This window comes from Lentzea sp. NEAU-D7, from assembly GCF_026242055.1.
Lineage (GTDB): Bacteria > Actinomycetota > Actinomycetes > Mycobacteriales > Pseudonocardiaceae > Lentzea.
In genome coordinates this window covers 78,147-95,718 of sequence record NZ_JAPJDL010000016.1, presented here as the reverse complement: position 1 = coordinate 95,718, position 17,572 = coordinate 78,147, and the positions used below count along the sequence as shown (strand labels likewise).

Below are 17,572 nucleotides of genomic sequence, written 5' to 3'. Positions count from 1 at the left end.
TGGTCCGATGACGTCGCCCTAACTCGCACGAGCGCGGCGGCATCGGCGCGCTGGCGGCCGTATCCTCCGCTCTCTTGGAAGGGCGCCGAACTTCAACGTTCGGCGCCCTTCCGGCGTTAACGTTGCATGATGCTGGCCGAAGACCTGATGCTGCTCTTCCTCGACGAGGTCGCCGGCGGCGTGCGGATGGACTCGACGTCGGTCCAGAACGCGCTCGCGGGCGCCGTGCTGCTGGAGCTGGTCGACTCGGGGCGGGTGGCGTTCGAGGCGGACGGCAGGAAGCTCGCGGTCGTGGACCCGGCGCCGCTGGACGACGAGTTCCTGCAGGAGTTCCTCGGCAGGATCACCAAGCCGATGAAGCCGCAGCGCGCGGTCGAGAAGCTGCGGAACCGCGTGAAGGACCACGTGATGGCGCGGCTCGAGGCGCGCGAGGTGCTGACCGTCGAGAAGTCCAAGATCCTCGGGATCTTCCCGACGAAGACCTACACGCTCGACGATCCCGGCGCGGTCATCGACCTTCGTCGTCAGGTGGGCGACGTGGCGCAGGGGTACAGGGCGCCGGACGAGCGCACCGGTGCGCTGATCTCCTTGCTGTACGCGGTGAAGGGCCTGCACAAGGTGTTCACCGGTGACAAGCGGGAGATGAACGCGCGAGCCAAGCAGATCTCGGCGGGCAACTGGGCGGGGGTCGCGGTGAAGAAGGCGCTGGAGGCGGTGCACGCGGCGGTGACCGCGGCCGTGATCGCCTCCACCGTGGCCGCGTCCGGGGGAGGTTCGAGCTGATGTTGCAGGAAGATCTGGCTCTGCTGTTCATCGACAGCAGGACCGGCAGGGTGAACTCCAGTTGGGCGTCGGTGGAGAACGCGCTCGCCGGTGCCGTGCTGATCGAGCTCGTGGACACGGGACGTGTCGCGTTCGAGCCCAACGGCAAGAAGCTCGGGGTCGTCGATCCGACGCCGTTGCGGGATCCGGTGCTGCAGGAGGCGCTCGGCAGGTTCGACAAGCCGATGAAGGCGCACCGCGCGGTGGAACGCATCCGGAAGCGGCTGTGGAACAACGTGGTCGCGCAGCTCGAAGGCCGCGAGGTCGTGCGGGTCGTGCCGCGGAAGGTGTTCGGGATCTTCCCGGCGAAGAGCTACCCGATCGTCGACGAGGCGGCGGCCGGCGAGGTGCGGAAGGCGACCGGTGAGGTCGTGCACGGGTACCGGGGAGCCGACGCGCGCACGGGGTCGTTGATCACGCTGCTGCACGCCGTGAACGCGGTGCACGAGGTGTTCGAGGGCGACAAGCGCGAGATGAAGAAGCGGGCCAAGGAGATCGCCAGGGGCAACTGGGCGGGCGATGCCGTTCGCCGTGCCGTGGAAGCGATCCAGGCGGGTGTGACGTCCGCGGCCGCTGCCGCCGCGTCGGGAGAATGACGCGGCGGCAGCGGCAGGCGGTCACTTCTTCAGGCAGTCGATGAGGTCCTCGAGCGCGAACACGATCCTGTCGACGTTCGCGTCACCCGTGGACGGGCGGGCGCGGACGATCTGCGGGTCGTGGTCGCTCGCCTGGTCGGCGAACTCGGCGTTGATGTGGACGACGTCGTAGCTGAAGCGCGTGATGTTCTTGCTCATGACGAGGTGGTCGAGCGTCTGCGAGTTGCCCTCGAAGACGTAGCTGTACCGCTCGTTGGCGGGCAGCGACTCGATCAGCGCCTTGAGGTTGCCGTCACCGGTCAGCGTCTTGAGCGCGGGCGAGAACTGGTAGTCGTTCAGGTCGCCGGCGAGGACGACGTTGGCGCCCTTGTCGACCGCGCGCAGCTGCTCGGTGAACGCCTTCAGCGCTGCGGCCTGCTTGGCGCGCTGCACCTCGGACGTCCGGTTCGGCGGCTGGTTGCGGCCGTGGATGGCCTCGTCGCCGCCCTTGGAGTTGAAGTGGTTCGCGACCACGAAGACCGTGCGGCCGCGGAACTTGAACTCACCGGCGAGCGGCTTGCGGCTGTTCGCCCACGCGTCGTTCAGCGGGTCGATCCGGCCCGGTGACACGGAAAGCGCCGCGCGGCCGTTCTTCTTCACGACCTGGACGGGCGTGGAGAAGTCACCGCCCGGACGGTCCACGAAGGACACCCGCTGCGGGTTGAAGAAGAAGCCGACGCGGATGTTGCCGCCGGGCTCGCCGCCGTCCTTGAGGTTCTCCGGGTCGATCTGACGCCACTGGTAGCGCGGGCCGCCCTTGGCGACGATCGCGTCGGAGAACTTCTGCAGCGTCTGGTCCGCCGCGACGACACCGTCGTTGGTCGCGCCGTTGTTGTCCTGGATCTCCTCCAGCACGACGACGTCCGGGCTGCGCAGGTTCGTCGTGACGCCCTCGGCGAGCCGGTCGAACTTGGTCTGCGGGTCGGACGGGTCGAGGTTCTCGACGTTGTAGGTCGCGACCGAGAGCTCGGACTCCTTCTGCTGCTCGGTGATCTCGCGCTGCAGGTTGGACGACGTGTGCGCGCCGAGCGTCAGAGCGGCCAGCGTGTAACCGCCGAAGTTCGTGTACTCGATCGCACCCACGGTCGCGCCGGCGAACACGTCACCGACGTTGGCGGCGGGCAGCGTGCCGACAGCCTTGATCTTCAGGCGGCCGCTGTTGGCCTGGTCGTAGGCGGTGTAGGTGGTGCCGCCGCGCTGGTTGCGGTTCTGGTCGGGGTTGACCGTCACCCAGACCTCGCCGAAGTTGTTGCTCGGGCCCACGACGCGGGCGTCGTCGACCTGGACCAGCGTGCCCTCGAGCGACTCGAAGTAGTCGAGACCGTACTTCGCGGGCTCCAGCGGGAGCTGCTCGATGCTGCCGCCCGGCGCGGGCAGGTAGCCGGCCGGGATGTTCTTCACGACGACCGGCGCCGGGACGGGGTTGCCCTTGGAGACGGTGATCGTGGTCGGCGCGGTGATCTCGGTGAGGGTCTGGTTGGACCCGGTCTCGCCGCCCGGCCGGTACTCCGCGATCGTGCCGCTGACCAGCACGCTGTCGCCGACCGCGACGGTCGGCGCGCTGCCCGCGGTGTAGACGAAGACGCCCTCGCTGGTGCGCGGGTCGGCGTCGGGGGCGGTCGTGTCCTGGATCCAGAAGCCGCGGTCACCCGTGGCGCGCGTGCCGGTGACGACGCCGGGGACGTTGGTGACCTTCTGGCCGTTCAGCGGCGAGATGCGCGTGACGCCCTGGATGTCGTGGATGCGCTTGTCGCCGGGGGTGGGGTCCGGGTCGGGATCGGGATCCGGGTCGCCGCCGCCCGGGGTCTCGCCCTTGGAGTTGGTCGGGGTCGGGTTGCCGACTGCGAAGTCGGCGGAGTTGTCGTCCGTGTCGGGGAGCCCGGTCTTGCGCGCCGCCGAGGTGGTGTTGCCCAGCGCACCAGCCGCGGTGGCCTCGCGGACGACCGCCGTGCCGTAGCCGACGAGGTCCTTGATCCGCGTGTCCGCGGCGCAGTCGGCGGCCGTCTTGCAGGTCAGCGCCGTGGTGCCGGCGACCAGTGCGATGGTGCCGTTGGTGCCGCTCATGGCGATCGTGCCGGTGGCGTCCGGGGCCGGCAGCTCGACGGTGCCGCCGGTGCCCTTGGCCTCGGCGACGAGGAACGTCTTGCCGGGCGCGATCGAGCCGGTCAGCGGGGTGACGCCCCACTGCGTGGTCGCGCCGGGGGTGGCCGAGATGTACTGGACGCTGTAGCCGTCCAGGCTGACCGCGCTCGTGCCCTTGTTGGCGAGCTCGACGAAGTCCTGCGTCAGCGTGGCGCCGGAGTTGCCGCCGCCTCCGTAGACCTCGGAGATCAGCGCGTCGGTGCTGGGTGCGGCGACGGCGGGGACGGCGGCGAGCACGAGTGCCGCCACCGCTGTCCCGACGACGGGCAGGGTGGGTCTCAAAACTTCCTCCAGGGGATGCGGCGGACCGACGCATCTTTCCCCGATCGGGTGAGCTTTGGTAGCCGTTGTTACTAACGGTTAACCGGTTGGCCCATCAATGATCACTCGAACAAGTGTTCGATCATGGTGTATGCTCACTCTCGGAACGCCGGCCGGTGGGCCCCTCCCAGGCACAGGCCGGCGTCCCTACATTCGGACGTGTGGGGATTCCGAGCTACGAGCGCCGCTGCGCCGAGATCATCAACCAGACCGACCTGCTGGTCTCTTCCCTGAACGACGCTGACCTGCGCATACAGGTCCCGTCGACTCCGGACTGGACCCTCAACCAACTGCTGCGCCACGTCGGCCACGCACACCGCTGGGCCGACTCGATGCTGCGCGACAGACTTCCGGAGATCGACTTCTCGCGCAACGGCGCGCAACACCTGTCGTCGTACGAGGGTGAACGCGCGTCCACGCTGATCCCCTGGCTGACTGACGGCGCGGCGTCGCTGGCGGAAGTGCTGCGCGAGGTCGACCCGGACGAGATGATCGCGCCGGTGAACGGCCATCCCGGCCCGCGGGTGTGGTCGCGGCGGATGGTGCACGAGACGGCGATCCACAGGTGGGACGTGTGCAACGCCCTGGGCGTGCCGTTCTCGCTGGACCCGGAGATCGCCCAGGACACGCTGCGCGAGTGGACCGGTCTCGCCCTGCCCTACGCGTTCCAGCGGTGGCCTTCCGAGACCGCCGCCCTCGCCGGTTCCGGGACCGTGCACCTGCACGCCACGGACGTCGAGGCGGAGTTCGTGATCGATCTCACCGGTCCCGCGCCCGTGGTCACGGAAGGGCACGCGAAGGCGGCCGTCGCGGTGCGCGGCCCCGTCGTCGACCTGGTGCTGGCCGTGTACCGGCGGCGGCCGGTGGACGGGCTGGAGGTGTTCGGGGACGCGGACCTGCTCTCACTGCTGCTGGAGCACGTGCGTTTTTGACCATGGGCGCGATGAGGTTCTGAGAACGCAAGAAGGGCCCCGGATCGCTCCGGGGCCCTTCAACAGCGGTGGCGGTGGGATTTGAACCCACGGAGGCTTTCACCTCACACGCTTTCGAGGCGTGCTCCTTCGGCCGCTCGGACACGCCACCGGTAAGAACAATACACAGCCCTCGCAGGTGGCTTAACGCTGGGTCCGGAAGAAGCGTTCCAGCAGGTCAGCGCACTCCTGCTCCAGCACGCCGCCCTGCACCTCCGGCCGGTGGTTGAGCCGGCGGTCGCGCACGACGTCCCACAGGGAGGCGACGGCGCCGGTCTTGGGCTCCCAGGCGCCGAAGACGAGGCGCGACACGCGGGCGAGCACCAGGGCGCCGGCGCACATCGTGCAGGGTTCCAACGTCACCGCGAGGGTGCAGCCGTCGAGGCGCCAGCCGTCGCCGTACCTGGCCGCGGCGGCGCGCAGCGCCAGGATCTCGGCGTGCGCGGTCGGGTCGCCCAGCGTCTCACGGGCGTTGCAGGCCTCGGCCAACACCGTGCCGTCCGGTGCGTAGACGACGGCGCCGATCGGGACGTCCGCGCCCGCGTTCGCGGCCGCCTTCAGGGCGGCTCGGACCATGTCCTCTGAGGAGATCACGCCTGGATCGTGTCGAGCAGCTTCGTGAACTCGTCGATGAAGCCGATGCGCTGGGCGATCATCTGGAGCTGCTCGTCCGGGTAGAGGTCGACCTCGTCGACGATGATCTGGAGTTCGTGCGCGGGCATGCCCAGGTCGGTCAGGACGCCGAGGTCGCCTTCCGGCCAGAGCTCGTTGTCCTCCTCGTCCGGCGGGTCGACGCGCAGGAGGTCGAGGACGTCGGCGGCGATGTCGTAGTCGAGGGCCGCGGCCGCGTCGGACAGCAGGAGCGCGACGCCGCCCGGCACGGGGCGCAGGATGATGAAGAACTCGTCGTCCACGGCGAGCAGCCCGAACACCGCTCCGGTCGACCTCAGTTGGCGCAGCTGTGTGATCGCCGCGTCCAGCTCCGACAGCGCGGAGCTGTCCATCCTGCTGCACCGCCAGCGGCCGTCCTCTCGGACGACCGCGACCGCGAAGCCGTTGACCGGCTCCTGCTGTGTCATGTGCACACCGTAGGGCCCAGACGACCTTCCCGGTAGCCGAGGTGGTGGCACCATCGGGAGATGAGCACAACTACGCCGGACCCGCGTCTCGCCGGACTGCTCGAAGGGGCGCGCTCGCTGCAGCCCCGCACGGTGGCGCTGCGTCGTCAGATCCACCGGCACCCTGAACAGGGCCTTCACCTCCCCAAGACGCAGGCCGCGATCCTGCACGCGCTGGAGGGGTTGCCCGTCAAGGTCACGAAGGGCGAGTCGACGACCTCGGTCGTGGCGGTCCTCGAGGGTGACCAGCCGGGGCCGACGGTGCTGCTGCGCGGCGACATGGACGGGCTGCCGCTCCAGGAGGAGACGGGGCTGCCGTTCGCGTCCGAAGTGGACGGCAACATGCACGCCTGCGGTCACGACACGCACGTGGCGATGCTGGCCGCCTCCGCCCGGCTGCTGTCGGACCGGCGTGACGCGCTCAAGGGCCGCGTGCTGTTCATGTTCCAGCCGGGCGAGGAGGGCCACCACGGCGCCCGGTACATGATCGAGGAGGGGCTGCTCGACGACGGCGTGGAGAAGGCGTTCGCGTTGCACATCACCTCGACGATGAAGTCGGGCGTGGTGACCTGCCGGCCGGGGCCGATGATGGCCTCCGCGGACACGTTCCACGTGCACGTGAAGGGCCGCGGCGGACACGGCGCGATGCCGCACAACGCGCTGGACCCGGTGCCCGCGGCCGCGGCGATGGTCGGGGCGATCCAGACGATGCTCGGGCGGCGGGTGAGCGTGCACCAGCCCGCGGTGGTGACGGTCGCACAGATCAACGCCGGTACGACGACGAACATCATCCCCGAGGTCGCGACCCTCGACGGGACGATCAGGACGTTGTCGGAGGAGACGCGGACCCTGGTCCACAAGGAGCTCAAGCAGGCCGTCAAGCACACCGCCGCCGCCTACGGGTGCCACGCCGAGGTCAGCATCGTGCCGGGGTACCCGGTGACGGTGAACGACGACGTCGTCGGCCAGCACGTGGTGGACCTGGCGGCCGCGGCGATGGGTGCTTCGTGGAGCGAGCCGATGCAGGATCCCTTGATGGGCGCTGAGGACTTCTCCTACGTGCTGCAGCGGGTTCCCGGGGCGTTGGCGTTCCTCGGGGCGTGCCCGCGCGGGATCGACCTGGAGGAGGCCGCCCCGAACCACTCGAACCGGGTGCTGTTCGACGAGGCCGCCATGGAGCACGGGGTCGCGATGTACGCGGCGTTCGCGCTGGACGCCCTCCGGTAGTTGCAGGTACGCGTCACACGGAATGATGGACGCCGTGCGAGACGTGTGCGTGATCGGACTGGGACTGATCGGCGGCTCCGTGCTGCGAGCCGCCAAGGCTGCCGGGCGCACGGTGTGGGGTGCGACGGCGAGCAAAGAGGACGCGGACAAGGCACGTGCTGAGGGCTTCGACGTCGTGAACGTGGACGAGGCCCTCAGCCGCAGCCCCGAGGCGCTCGTCGTCCTCGCCGTGCCGCTGCCCGCCCTGCCCGACCTCCTGCGCAAGGTTCCCGCAGGTACGAGGCTCACGGACGTCACGAGCGTCAAAGGTCCCGTGCACGACGCCGTGCACCGGTACGCGCCGCACGCGCGCTTCGTCGGCGGGCACCCGATGGCCGGCACGAGCAGGAGCGGGTGGGACGCGGGCACCGCGGACCTCTTCGACGGCGCCGCCTGGGTCGTCACGCCCGAGGAGGCCGACGACCACCTCAACGACGTCATCCGGCTCGCGCTCGACCTGAAGGCGCACGTGGTGCCGACGACGCCGGAGGAGCACGACGAGGCCGTGGCGCGGATCAGCCACCTCCCGCACATCATGGCGGCGATCCTCGCGGCGGTCGGAGCCGACGGCGGGCCGCTCGCCATGGCGCTCGCGGCCGGCAGTTTCGGGGACGGCACGAGAGTCGCGGGCAGCCGTCCCGAGCTCGTCAGGGCGATGTGCGAGGGGAACCGGGACGCACTGCTGATGGCGGTCGACGACGCGCTGGGCAGGCTCGGCGCGGCCAGGGGCTCGCTGGCGTCCACCGGAGGCCTCGCCAAGACCATCGAGGCCGGTCACGAGGGCCGGAACGCGCTGGTCAACCAGCCGGGCCGCACCCCGGTCACGATCGACCTGACCAAGCCGGGAGCGCTCGCCGCACTGCGCAACCTCGGCTCTCGTGGCGGACGCCTGGTTGGTCTGAACGGCAGCACCGCCCAAGCGGAAACGTCGTAAGGTCGCCGGGTGGATCGACGGACACTCGCCGGTGGGCTCGGTGGTCTCGCTCTCGTCGTCGCCGCCGTCGTGGCGCTCCGCAGCGGTGACGCGCCGGACACCCTGAAGAAGGAAGTCGCGGACGGCGTCGAGGTCGTCGCGCTCCAGGAACCGATGAAGCCCGCGAACCCGAGGGCCCAGGCGCTCGACGCCGACGCTGTGCAGATCGCGTGGAACGGCTCGGCGTCCGCCTACGAGGTGCGCTGGAACGGCAACGAGCAGCTGGTGCCCACCCCCGAGGTCGAGCTGCCGGGGCTCGATCCCGAGCAGGAGACCCAGGTCGAGATCCGGGCGGTGAGCGCCACCGGCAAGCGCAGCGAGCCGCTCAAGATCGCCGCGAAGCCGAAGGACCTCTACAACGGCAAGTGGGACGACCAGCTCGTCGGCCAGCCTGACAAGTTCGGCGGCCCGGAAGCGCTCGACCCGCGCAAGTGGCGGGTCGAGGCGGAACCGGACTGCCTCGGCCTCAGGCCGTTCGGGCCGGGCAAGCGCGTCGACGTCGACTGCCCGATGGCGGCTTTCCAGTCGAACACGCCCATCCGCTTCGGCGTGCCGGCGAACGACGGCGCGACCGGCCGGGCGATCATCAGCGTCGCGGGCGCGGTCGAGTCCAGTCACGTGCGGCTGACGTTGCTGCCCGACCCGTGGCAGTACCTGCCGGAGACCGAGGCGCAGCCCAGGGGCTCGGTCAGCCTCGACATCACGACGCAGGGCACGCGGATCGTCGCGGACCCCGAACTGCCCCGCACCGGCAAGCAGGTCACCCTCGGCGACTCGCCCATGACCGGGCTCGTCGCGGGCGTGCGGCACCGGTGGGAGATGCGGGTGCTGCCGGACGCGGTGGTCGCGCTGCGGGACGGCGTCGTGGTCGCCTACGAGCCCGTCGCGATCGCGGAACGGGTGGTGCACCCGCGGATCCGCATCGACGGCGGGGGCTTCCTGGACGCGTTCGGCGTCGGGGGCGTGCCGGAACGCGTCGTGCCCACCGAGGTCATCCCACTCGACCAGGACGTCGCACTGCCCCAGGACGTCGTCGCCGTGAAGCTCGTCAAGGCCGGTCAGGACAGGCAGGTCACGATCACCGACGTGCCCCTCGACGCCGGGCGGATCGCCGCCCAGGACGCGCGGCTCGTCGTCATCCGCAAGCCCGAGAGCCGTCCCGGCGCACTCCCCCGGCTCGCGGACCGGCCCGGTGGCATCAAGACCGGCGGCCCCCGGCTGCACGTCATGCACGAGGACGGCGCGAAGCCCCCGCAGCCGTTGCCCGGCAGGGGACGCGTCCTCGTCACGGCCGAGGTCAACGACATCGGGCACCGCGGCATCGAGCTCGAACTGGACGGCAAGCGGATCGTCGCGCTGCCCACCGACGAGCAGGGCCCCGGCAGGCACGAGTTCTGGCTCGACACCGGGAACCTGACCCCGGGGTCGGTCGCTCGGCTCAAGCTCAGCGTCCTTCCGGCGGACGGTGGCGAACCCGTTATCGCGGAAACCGTGTTCGAGCTGGGGTGAACGCCTTAGCGTGACCGCTATGAAGCGGGTCGTCCTCGTTGCCGCGGGACTCGCGCTGGTGGCCGGCGTGATCGTCCTGCGCGACACCGGCGGGGGCGACCTGCCCACGGCTCCCCCGCCGCCGACGAAGCTCAAGGCGTACGCGGCGGAGAAGATCCTGGTGCCAGGCCCGCAGAGCCGTCCGGCCACGCCGTCCGGTGTCGTCGCGCGGGCCGGGCACCACAAGATCCAGCTCAACTGGACCGGCGACGCGCCCGCGTACGAGGTGCGGTGGGGCGAGCAGGTCAGGCTCGTCACCAGGCCCGGCACCCAGCTCAACGGCCTCGAGAACGACCGCGAGCAGCAGGTCGACATCCGCGCGGTCGACGCGTTCGGCCAGCGCTCGCAGCCCGTCACGACCAGGGCGACCCCGCGTGCCGACAGCGCCCCGTACACGTTCGCCGACCGCTTCGACAGCCGGACCGGGCCCGACCCGCAACGGTGGCGGCTCTCCAAGCGCACCGACTGCGCCCGCGCCACCTCGGGCGACGGGGACGACGACGACCGGCTCGTGATCAGCAGCAGCTGCGGCACCCGCGCGGTGACGCTGAGGTCGCGCACTCCGTTCGTCCGCAACGACGACGAGAGCCGCCTCGTGATCGAGACCGACGCACCGGGCACCGGCGGCAAGCTGCTGCTCGACCTCGTGCCGGGCCCGGTCAGCGTGCAGGGCGAACCGGTGCCGCCGAACACCGTTCGCGCCACGATCTCCACGGACAACTCCGGCAACTCGATCGTGGAGCTCGTCCCGGACGGCACCCCGGTCAAGCCGGTCCCGGCCGCGGTACCGGGTGTGACCGTGCGCTGGGAGGTCGTGCTGACGCCCGCCGGTGTCCGGGTCGTGCGCGACGGTGACGTCGTCGCCACCTCGCCGTTCGTGCCGCAGTGGCGCGAGGCGACGGCCCTGGTCGGCGTCGCGGCGCTGGCGGGCGACCGGATCCGCGCGGGCGTCGACCTGATCGGTTACCGCACCGCCAAGGCCGACGTCCCGCTCACCGGCCCGACGCCGCAGGTGCGCGTGGACGGTCCGGCCGGCACCAGCAACAGCCCCATCGCGGACGTCACCGCAGGTCAGCTGCGCATCGCCATGATCCCGTCGCGCGAGAGCCCGCCCATCACCGAGATCAAGGTGAACGGCGTCCAGGTGCCGCTCAAGCCTGCCGTCGAGGGCTCGCCGTGGAAGCCGGGCGCGGAGTACCCGGCCGTCGCGGACCTGCCGGCGGAGGCCTTCACCGACAACCTGAACGTCCAGCTGGTCACGGAGGAACGCGTCCAGATCACCCACACCGACGTCGAGCTGACCGGCCCCGAGAGCAGCGCGCGGCGCGAGTCCGAGGCACCGCTGGTGGACGCGAAACCGACGCTCGCCGACCCGATCCCCGAGGTCCTGGACGCCAGTGGCCAGCCCATCGAGAACGGCGCCGCGTTCAACCGCGGCCGCGTGGTCCTGGAGGTGCGCGTCAACGCCCTCGACGCGTCGGTGGCGGGGCTCGCCGGGTTCGAGATCAGGCTCGACGGCACCCACGTCGCGACCATCCCGACCACGGCGGACGGCCCCGCCGCGGCGGGCCGGTGGCGGATTTCACTCAACACGGGGGCGCTGACCGCCGGAGCGCACGCCATCGAGGTGAAGGCCTTCAGCACCGATTCAGAGGTGCACCCCGAAACGGGCTACGTTCCTTTTTTGCTCAAGGCCTGATTGCTCCAAGATGGAGCGCATGGCACGCGCACTGATCATCGACGCCGCCCGCACGCCGTTCGGCAGGTACCGGGGAGGTCTGTCCGGCATCCGCGTGGACGACCTCGCGGCGCTGCCCATCGTCGACCTGCTGCGCCGCTACCCGTCGCTCGACCTGGCGCGCATCGACGACGTGCTGCTGGGTGACGCGAACGGCGCAGGCGAGGACAACCGCAACGTCGCCCGCATGGCCGCGTTGCTGGCGGGCCTGCCGGTCTCGGTGCCGGGCGTGACGCTGAACCGGCTGTGCGCCTCGGGCGGTGAGTCGATCATCCAGGGTGCTCGGGCGCTGATCACCGGGGACGCCGACCTGATCGTCGCCGGTGGTGTCGAGGGGATGTCGCGGGCTCCGTTCGTGACGGCCCGCCCGGACAAGGCCTTCCCGGACCGGCTGGAGACCGTGTCGACGGCGCTGGGCTGGCGGCTCGTGAACCCGCGCATGCCCAAGCACTACACCGTCCCGTTGGGACTGGCCGCCGAGAACGTGGCGCACGAGCTCGGGATCACGCGCGAGCAGATGGACAACTTCGCCCTCCGCTCGCACCGCCGTGCCGCTGCCGCCTGGGACGCGGGCGTGCACGAAGGGTTCGCGTTCCCCGTGCAGCTGCCGGACGGGACGGCGGTCCGGCGCGACGAGAACGTCCGCGCGGACACCAGCCTCGACAAGCTCGCGAAGCTGAAGCCCGCGTTCTCGGAGAGCGGATCGGTGACGGCGGGCAACGCGTCGCCGCTGAACGACGGCGCACTGGCCGCTCTGCTCGGCACGGAAGCGATCGCGTCCGAACTGGGTGTCGAGCCGCTGGGCGAGGTGCTCGGATCGGCGACGACCGGCGAGGAACCGCACCGGTTCACGGTCGCGCCCGTCTCGGCGATCCGGAAGTTGTTGAAGCGCCTGCACCTCGAAGCCGGCCAGGTCGACCTGTGGGAGATCAACGAGGCATTCGCGGCGATGGCCCTGTCCGTCGTGCACCACCTTCCCGAGATCGACAAGGAGAAGGTCAACGTCCACGGCGGCGCCATCGCCTACGGCCACCCGCTCGGCGCCTCGATGCCCCGCGTGATCATCGACCTGTGCCGCCACCTGCGGGCGCGTGGTGGCGGCGTCGGCATCGCGGCGGCGTGCGTCGGTGTCGGCCAAGGCGTGGCGGTCGCGGTCCGCGTCTAGGCCGGGTCCCGGAATTCCCGTCGGGCGGCAGTAGCGGGCGAGGGACCCGGCCTAGGCCCTGGAGTGCAGGATGTCGCGCGCCTGTTCGGCCGCGCGGACGATGCTCTCGCTGACGAAGTCGAGGAACCGCGCGATGTTCTCCAGCCGGACGGCCGCGGGCGTGCCGGGGCCGAGGCTGCTGACGCCCTGGCGCGCGGCCTCGGCCAGTGTGGTCGTACCGGCCGCGCTCGCGATCATCGACTGGTACCAGATGTCGCCGTCGTCGACGACGTAGCGCTCGCGGCGGCGTTCGTCGCGGACGCGGCCGATCAGGCCCTGGCTTTCCAGGTAGGACATGGCTTTCGAGACGGACGCCGGACTGACCCCCAGGTGTCCCACCAGTTCTGACGCGGTCAGGCTGCCGGAGTCGGTGGCGTAGAGGCTCGCGAGCGCCCTCGCCGTCATCTTCGGCAGCCCCTGGCCCATGAAGATGCCCGAGAACACCTCCTCGAACTCCCGCACGGCCTCGGGATCGCGCCCGTCCGCGCGCTCGACCGTCCGCCTCCGGGGCGCGGCCTGCTTGCGGCGCTGCGCACGGCGCTCGGTGGCGAGGTGGGCGATGTCGGCCTTGTAGCCGGCCGGACCTCCGTTGCGCATCACCTCGCGCGTGATCGTCGAGGTCGGCCGGTCGAGGCTCCTCGCGATCTCCGCGTACGCGAGGCCGTCGGCCAAGCCGATGGCGATCTGGCGACGTTCCTGCTGGGTGAGTCGACCTCCTGGCATGCGCCGATCATAGCGTTCACCGACATCTCATTGCAACGATCGTTGCGTTAGATCTACATCCGGTTGCAACGATCTTAGGCCTTTTAACTGCAAGTATGTGTTCTCTTCGCAACGAAGTTGTTGGCTCAATCTGGAAACGCAACGTAGCGTTTCGGCTATCAGAAACAACGAGCCACAGGAGCCAGAGATGCAGACCTTCGCCACCCCCGCCCCCATCGCCGCCGTTCTCGACATCCCCGCGGGCCGCGTCCAGTTCATCGCCGCCGACCGCTCCGACACCGCCGTCGACGTCCTGCCGGCCGACGCCTCGCAGAGCCGCGACGTGAAGGCCGCCGAGAAGGTCGCGGTCGACTTCGCCGACGGCGTCCTGCGCATCAGCGCCGAGGCCGGCAACAAGATCCTCGGCTCGTCCGGGGCCGTCGAGATCACCGTCCAGCTGCCCGCCGGTTCCCGCGTCGAGGCCAAGGCCGCGAGCGCCGAGTTCCGCGGTGTCGGCCGGCTCGGCGACGTCGAGGTCGAGGCCGCGCAGAGCGACGTCAGGATCGACGAGGCCTCGAACGTCCACGTGAAGACGCAGGCCGGTGACGTCACGGTGGGCCGCCTCAACGGTTCCGCCGAGATCAGCACCCAGAAGGGCGACATCACCGTCGCCTCCGGACTCTCCGCCTCGCTGGACGCCGGCACCTCCTACGGCCGCATCACCAACTCGCTGCGCAACGACGGCACGGCCGGCATCACCATCCGCGCCACCACGTCGTACGGCGACATCACCGCCCGCAGCCTCTGACCACACCACTCACGCACTGGGGAGAGACATGAGCACCGCCGCCAACTACCAAGCCGCAGAACAACTCCTGGGCCGCATCGCCCGCCCCGGACAGCTCGTCGTCGGCGACAAAGTCCGTCCACAGTGGATCGAGGACGGCAGGCGCTTCTGGTACCAGGTCCGCGATGGCGACACCAGGCAGTTCATCGTCGTCGACCCGGCCGCGGGCACCCGCACGCCGGACTTCGACCCGATGCCGTTCATCGCCGCGCCGGGCAACCCCCTGGAGGTCACCTCCCCCGACGGCGAGGTCGCGGTGTCGCGGCGCGGGCAGGACCTGTGGGCGCGCTCCGGTGAGCGCGAGTGGGCACTCACGACCGACGGGGAGGAGGACTACGGGTACGGCTACGGCCCGGACGCGTTGAACTACGGCACGCTGATGCGCAGGTTCGGCCTGCCGCACATGCCGCCGGCGCTCGCCTGGTCTCCCGACTCGACGAAGGTGCTCGCCCACCGCACCGACCAGCGCGCGGTCCGCCAGACCCACCTGGTCGAGTCACGTCCGGCCGACGGCGGCGTCCCGGTGACCCACACCCAGCGCTACGCCTACCCCGGCGACGCGGACCTGCCGTTCGCCGAGCTGGTCGTGTTCGACGTGGCGGCGGGCACGACGGTCCGCGCCCAGTGCGAACCGCTGCTCATGCCGGAGCTCTCCCCCATCTCGAACGGATGGGCGTGGTGGTCGGAGGACAGCTCGACCGTCTACTTCCTCAGCCGCCCCCGCGACCAGCACACCCTGACCCTGAACCGGATGGACGCCTCGTCCGGCGAGGTCAGCGTGGTGCTCAGCGAGACGGGCACCAACCGCGTCGGCCCCAACCAGCTGATCTACGGCATGCCCCTCGTCCGGGTGCTGGACGACGAGGTGCTGTGGTTCTCGCAGCGCGACGGCTGGGGCCACCTCTACCGCTACGACCTGCGCACCGGCGCGTTGCGCAACCAGGTCACCTCCGGCCAGTGGCTGGTCCGCGAGATCCTGCACGTGTCCGGCGACGTCGTGCGCTTCACCGCGTCCGGGCTGGTCGCGGAAGACCCGTACCGGCGCACGGTGTGCCAGGTCGGGCTGGACGGCACCGGGTTCACGATCGTCACGGACGACTCCCTGGACCACGTCGTCACGGTGGCCCCGAACGGCGAGTACTTCGTCGACTCGGCATCCACTGTGGACACTCCGCCGGTGACGACCGTGCGCTCGTGGACGGGTGAGGTGCTGGTCCCGCTGGAGAAGGCGGACATCAGCAGGATGCTCGCCACGGGCTGGACCGCGCCGGAACGGTTCCGCGTCAAGGCGGCCGACGGCACCACGGACATCTACGGCGTGCTCTACAAGCCGCGCGGCTTCGACCCGGCGCGGAGCTATGCGGTGGTGGACAGCGTTTATCCCGGCCCGCAGGTCACGAGGGTCGAGCCGTGCTTCGACCCCGGCGGCATGGGGATGGACGGAGAACCGTTGGCGGCGGTCGGTTTCGTGGTCGTCGCACTGGACGGACGCGGCACGCCGGGCCGTTCGAAGGCCTTCCACGACGCCTCGTACGGCAGGCTGGCCGACGCGGGCAGCCTGGAGGACCACGTCGCGGCGCTGCACCAGCTGGCGGAGTCGCGGCCGTGGATGGACCTCTCACGCGTAGGCGTGATGGGCCACTCCGGCGGCGGATTCGCTGCGGCACGGGCGATGCTCGCCTACCCGGAGACCTTCAAGGCCGGTGTCGCGTTGTCCGGCTCGCACGACGCCACGTGCTTCGCGCAGGGCTGGGCGGAGAACGTCGACGGCCCCGACAACCCCTCGGCCTGGACGCGGGCGTCGAACGTCCTGATCGCGGACAGGCTGGAAGGGAAGCTGCTGCTCATCCACGGCGAACTGGACGACACCGTGCACCCGGACCAGTCGCTGCGGCTGGCCGACGCGCTGATCGTCGCCGGCAAGGACTTCGAGCTGCTGATCGTGCCCGGCGCTGAGCACCTGCTCCTCGACCGGCTCGCCTACGTGCGGACGCGGGCCTGGGACTTCCTGGTCCGGGCGTTGATGGGGGTCGAGCCTCCGGCTTACCGGCCCGCGCCGATCGTCATCGACCCCGAGGTGCTGGGAGAGATGCTCTAGCGAGCGGACTTCACCCTGGTCAGGAACGCCGACCACGCCTTTCCCGACACGGGCAGGTGCGTGGTCGGCGCCTTGCTGTCGCGGATGCCGACGCCATGACCGACCTCGACGCAGTCGCTCTGGTTCACGCTGTAGCTGCTCTTCCGCCACGTCGACATCCCCAGCGCCTCCTCAAGACACGATGCTGATGATCAGCTCCCTCGATGTCGAGCAGCTCGGCGATCTGCCGCTGGGTCATCCCCGTGGACCGGATGTTCTTGGAGCGGTTCTAAATCCGCTTCGAGATCAGCGGGTACTCGACGACCAGGCCGTTGGGGTCGACCTTGATGTTCTGCTCGAACCCACCGCTCTTGAACCGCACCACCGAGACCTCGTCACCCACCGACACGGTCTTGTAGGTCTGGGTGACGGCCTTCACCGCCAGGTCGGGCAGCGACACCCGCACGACGGGCAGCGCGTGCTCGCCCGGTTCGCGGTGCAGCCCCAGGCGCCGGATCGGGATGGCGTTGAACAGCACGGCGAACTGCACGTCGACGTCGAGCGCGTCGTTGAACGTCTCGCGCTTGCTGCCCTGGCCGTGGTCGACCAGCCAGGCGCCGTCCTCGGTGCGGGAGAGAGAGCACTGGCGCTCTTCCAGCACTGTCGCCGTGCGCAGCAGCAGCCGGTTGACCTGGCCGCTCTCGCCCACGGACACCTCGAAGGAGGCGTTGAACTGCTCCTCGGGGCCGGCGGCGACGAGGCGGCCCGACGCGCGGAGGCGCTGGTCGCTCGACAGGAGCAGGCGGACCTGCTCGAGGCGCGGCTCGTGGATGCCCTGCCAGGTGAACATCTCCGGCCGGCGGGCAGAAGGAGAGCGGGTCTCTCCGGTGGAGGTGACCCGCCCAGCGTCAGTGGCGTTGAAGGAGTTCACTCATCCACCTGGAAGGATGTCCTTGATCTTCTCGGCGACCGAGTCGACCTGGTCTGCGTGACCGAACTTGCCTGCGACGAAGTCCGCCGCGGCGTCGATGCCCTGGTCGACCTTCTCGTGGTTCTGCTCGGCCAGGTCCAGGGCCTTGTTCTTGATCTCGTCGAAGTTCATGTGGTGCTCCTTCGTCCCTGACGCAGGGTACCCGAGTAGGCCCCGCGTGTTGATAGCCGCGATCACGCTAACTGCGCCTGGACAAGTCGGCTCGGTGACAACGAAG

Annotated in this window: 17 protein-coding genes and 1 tRNA gene; 10 read left to right on the top strand and 8 right to left on the bottom strand. The window is 70.3% G+C overall.

Annotation, left to right across the window (positions count from 1 at the left end; all coding sequences use genetic code 11):
• Positions 1 to 129: 129 nt before the first annotated feature.
• The gene (locus ORI60_RS28880; RefSeq protein ID WP_266041153.1) at positions 130 to 783 is read left to right on the top strand and encodes a GOLPH3/VPS74 family protein; all 654 of its coding nucleotides are present in this window, start codon (positions 130 to 132) and stop codon (positions 781 to 783) included.
• Positions 783 to 1,418 (top strand): GOLPH3/VPS74 family protein, encoded by a 636-nt coding sequence (locus ORI60_RS28875; RefSeq protein WP_266041152.1) that lies wholly within the window; start codon positions 783 to 785, stop codon positions 1,416 to 1,418. Before ORI60_RS28880 ends, ORI60_RS28875 begins: the two co-directional genes overlap by 1 nt.
• A 21-nt stretch (positions 1,419 to 1,439) precedes the next feature.
• Here ORI60_RS28875 and ORI60_RS28870 read toward each other — a convergent pair whose 3' ends face one another.
• Positions 1,440 to 3,881, bottom strand: coding sequence for an endonuclease/exonuclease/phosphatase family protein (locus tag ORI60_RS28870; RefSeq protein ID WP_323055955.1), 2,442 nt, complete (start codon positions 3,879 to 3,881; stop codon positions 1,440 to 1,442).
• Between the two features lie 200 nt (positions 3,882 to 4,081).
• On the opposite strand from ORI60_RS28870, the gene ORI60_RS28865 reads away from it, so the two are divergent.
• Positions 4,082 to 4,852: a maleylpyruvate isomerase family mycothiol-dependent enzyme gene (locus ORI60_RS28865; protein ID WP_266041151.1), complete on the top strand. Its 771-nt coding sequence runs from the start codon at positions 4,082 to 4,084 to the stop codon at positions 4,850 to 4,852.
• Positions 4,853 to 4,918: 66 nt separating this feature from the next.
• Here the strand turns inward: ORI60_RS28865 and ORI60_RS28860 are convergent.
• The 3 genes from ORI60_RS28860 to ORI60_RS28850 all read right to left on the bottom strand — a co-directional run bounded on the left by ORI60_RS28860 (position 4,919) and on the right by ORI60_RS28850 (position 5,970).
• Positions 4,919 to 5,003 (bottom strand) — tRNA-Ser (locus ORI60_RS28860).
• A gap of 32 nt (positions 5,004 to 5,035) precedes the next feature.
• Positions 5,036 to 5,467 (bottom strand): nucleoside deaminase, encoded by a 432-nt coding sequence (locus ORI60_RS28855; protein WP_266041269.1) that lies wholly within the window; start codon positions 5,465 to 5,467, stop codon positions 5,036 to 5,038.
• Between the two features lie 14 nt (positions 5,468 to 5,481).
• Positions 5,482 to 5,970 (bottom strand): tRNA adenosine deaminase-associated protein, encoded by a 489-nt coding sequence (locus ORI60_RS28850; protein ID WP_266041150.1) that lies wholly within the window; start codon positions 5,968 to 5,970, stop codon positions 5,482 to 5,484.
• Positions 5,971 to 6,030: 60 nt separating this feature from the next.
• On the opposite strand from ORI60_RS28850, the gene ORI60_RS28845 reads away from it, so the two are divergent.
• From ORI60_RS28845 to ORI60_RS28825, 5 genes are read left to right on the top strand one after another with little or no spacing between them, the layout of a single operon-like run.
• A complete protein-coding gene (locus ORI60_RS28845; RefSeq protein WP_266041149.1) occupies positions 6,031 to 7,236 on the top strand; it encodes a M20 metallopeptidase family protein in 1,206 nt (401 codons plus the stop codon).
• A 25-nt stretch (positions 7,237 to 7,261) separates the two neighbouring features.
• Positions 7,262 to 8,209 carry a prephenate dehydrogenase gene (locus ORI60_RS28840; protein ID WP_266041148.1) on the top strand — a complete coding sequence of 316 codons (948 nt, stop codon included), beginning with the start codon at positions 7,262 to 7,264 and terminating at the stop codon, positions 8,207 to 8,209.
• A 9-nt stretch (positions 8,210 to 8,218) separates the two neighbouring features.
• Entirely contained in the window at positions 8,219 to 9,757 is a 1,539-nt protein-coding gene (locus ORI60_RS28835; RefSeq protein WP_266041147.1) for a hypothetical protein, read from the top strand.
• Between the two features lie 19 nt (positions 9,758 to 9,776).
• A complete protein-coding gene (locus ORI60_RS28830; RefSeq protein ID WP_266041146.1) occupies positions 9,777 to 11,495 on the top strand; it encodes a hypothetical protein in 1,719 nt (572 codons plus the stop codon).
• Positions 11,496 to 11,514: 19 nt separating this feature from the next.
• Positions 11,515 to 12,699 (top strand): thiolase family protein, encoded by a 1,185-nt coding sequence (locus tag ORI60_RS28825; RefSeq protein WP_266041145.1) that lies wholly within the window; start codon positions 11,515 to 11,517, stop codon positions 12,697 to 12,699.
• Positions 12,700 to 12,750: 51 nt separating this feature from the next.
• Here ORI60_RS28825 and ORI60_RS28820 read toward each other — a convergent pair whose 3' ends face one another.
• Positions 12,751 to 13,461 (bottom strand): helix-turn-helix domain-containing protein, encoded by a 711-nt coding sequence (locus tag ORI60_RS28820; protein ID WP_266041144.1) that lies wholly within the window; start codon positions 13,459 to 13,461, stop codon positions 12,751 to 12,753.
• A gap of 187 nt (positions 13,462 to 13,648) precedes the next feature.
• Between ORI60_RS28820 and ORI60_RS28815 the strand changes: the two genes are divergently transcribed.
• Together ORI60_RS28815 and ORI60_RS28810 are read left to right on the top strand one after the other, a co-directional pair.
• Positions 13,649 to 14,248, top strand: coding sequence for a DUF4097 family beta strand repeat-containing protein (locus tag ORI60_RS28815; protein ID WP_266041143.1), 600 nt, complete (start codon positions 13,649 to 13,651; stop codon positions 14,246 to 14,248).
• A gap of 28 nt (positions 14,249 to 14,276) precedes the next feature.
• Positions 14,277 to 16,385 carry a S9 family peptidase gene (locus tag ORI60_RS28810; RefSeq protein WP_266041142.1) on the top strand — a complete coding sequence of 703 codons (2,109 nt, stop codon included), beginning with the start codon at positions 14,277 to 14,279 and terminating at the stop codon, positions 16,383 to 16,385.
• Here ORI60_RS28810 and ORI60_RS28805 read toward each other — a convergent pair.
• The 3 genes from ORI60_RS28805 to ORI60_RS28795 all read right to left on the bottom strand — a co-directional run bounded on the left by ORI60_RS28805 (position 16,382) and on the right by ORI60_RS28795 (position 17,466).
• On the bottom strand, positions 16,382 to 16,543 hold the full coding sequence (locus tag ORI60_RS28805) for a DUF397 domain-containing protein (protein ID WP_266041141.1): 162 nt from the start codon (positions 16,541 to 16,543) through the stop codon (positions 16,382 to 16,384). The two genes, ORI60_RS28810 and ORI60_RS28805, sit on opposite strands and share 4 nt — an antisense overlap.
• A gap of 110 nt (positions 16,544 to 16,653) precedes the next feature.
• Positions 16,654 to 17,295 carry a putative glycolipid-binding domain-containing protein gene (locus tag ORI60_RS28800; protein WP_266041140.1) on the bottom strand — a complete coding sequence of 214 codons (642 nt, stop codon included), beginning with the start codon at positions 17,293 to 17,295 and terminating at the stop codon, positions 16,654 to 16,656.
• Entirely contained in the window at positions 17,296 to 17,466 is a 171-nt protein-coding gene (locus tag ORI60_RS28795) for an antitoxin (protein WP_266041139.1), read from the bottom strand.
• Between the last annotated feature and the right edge of the window lie 106 nt (positions 17,467 to 17,572).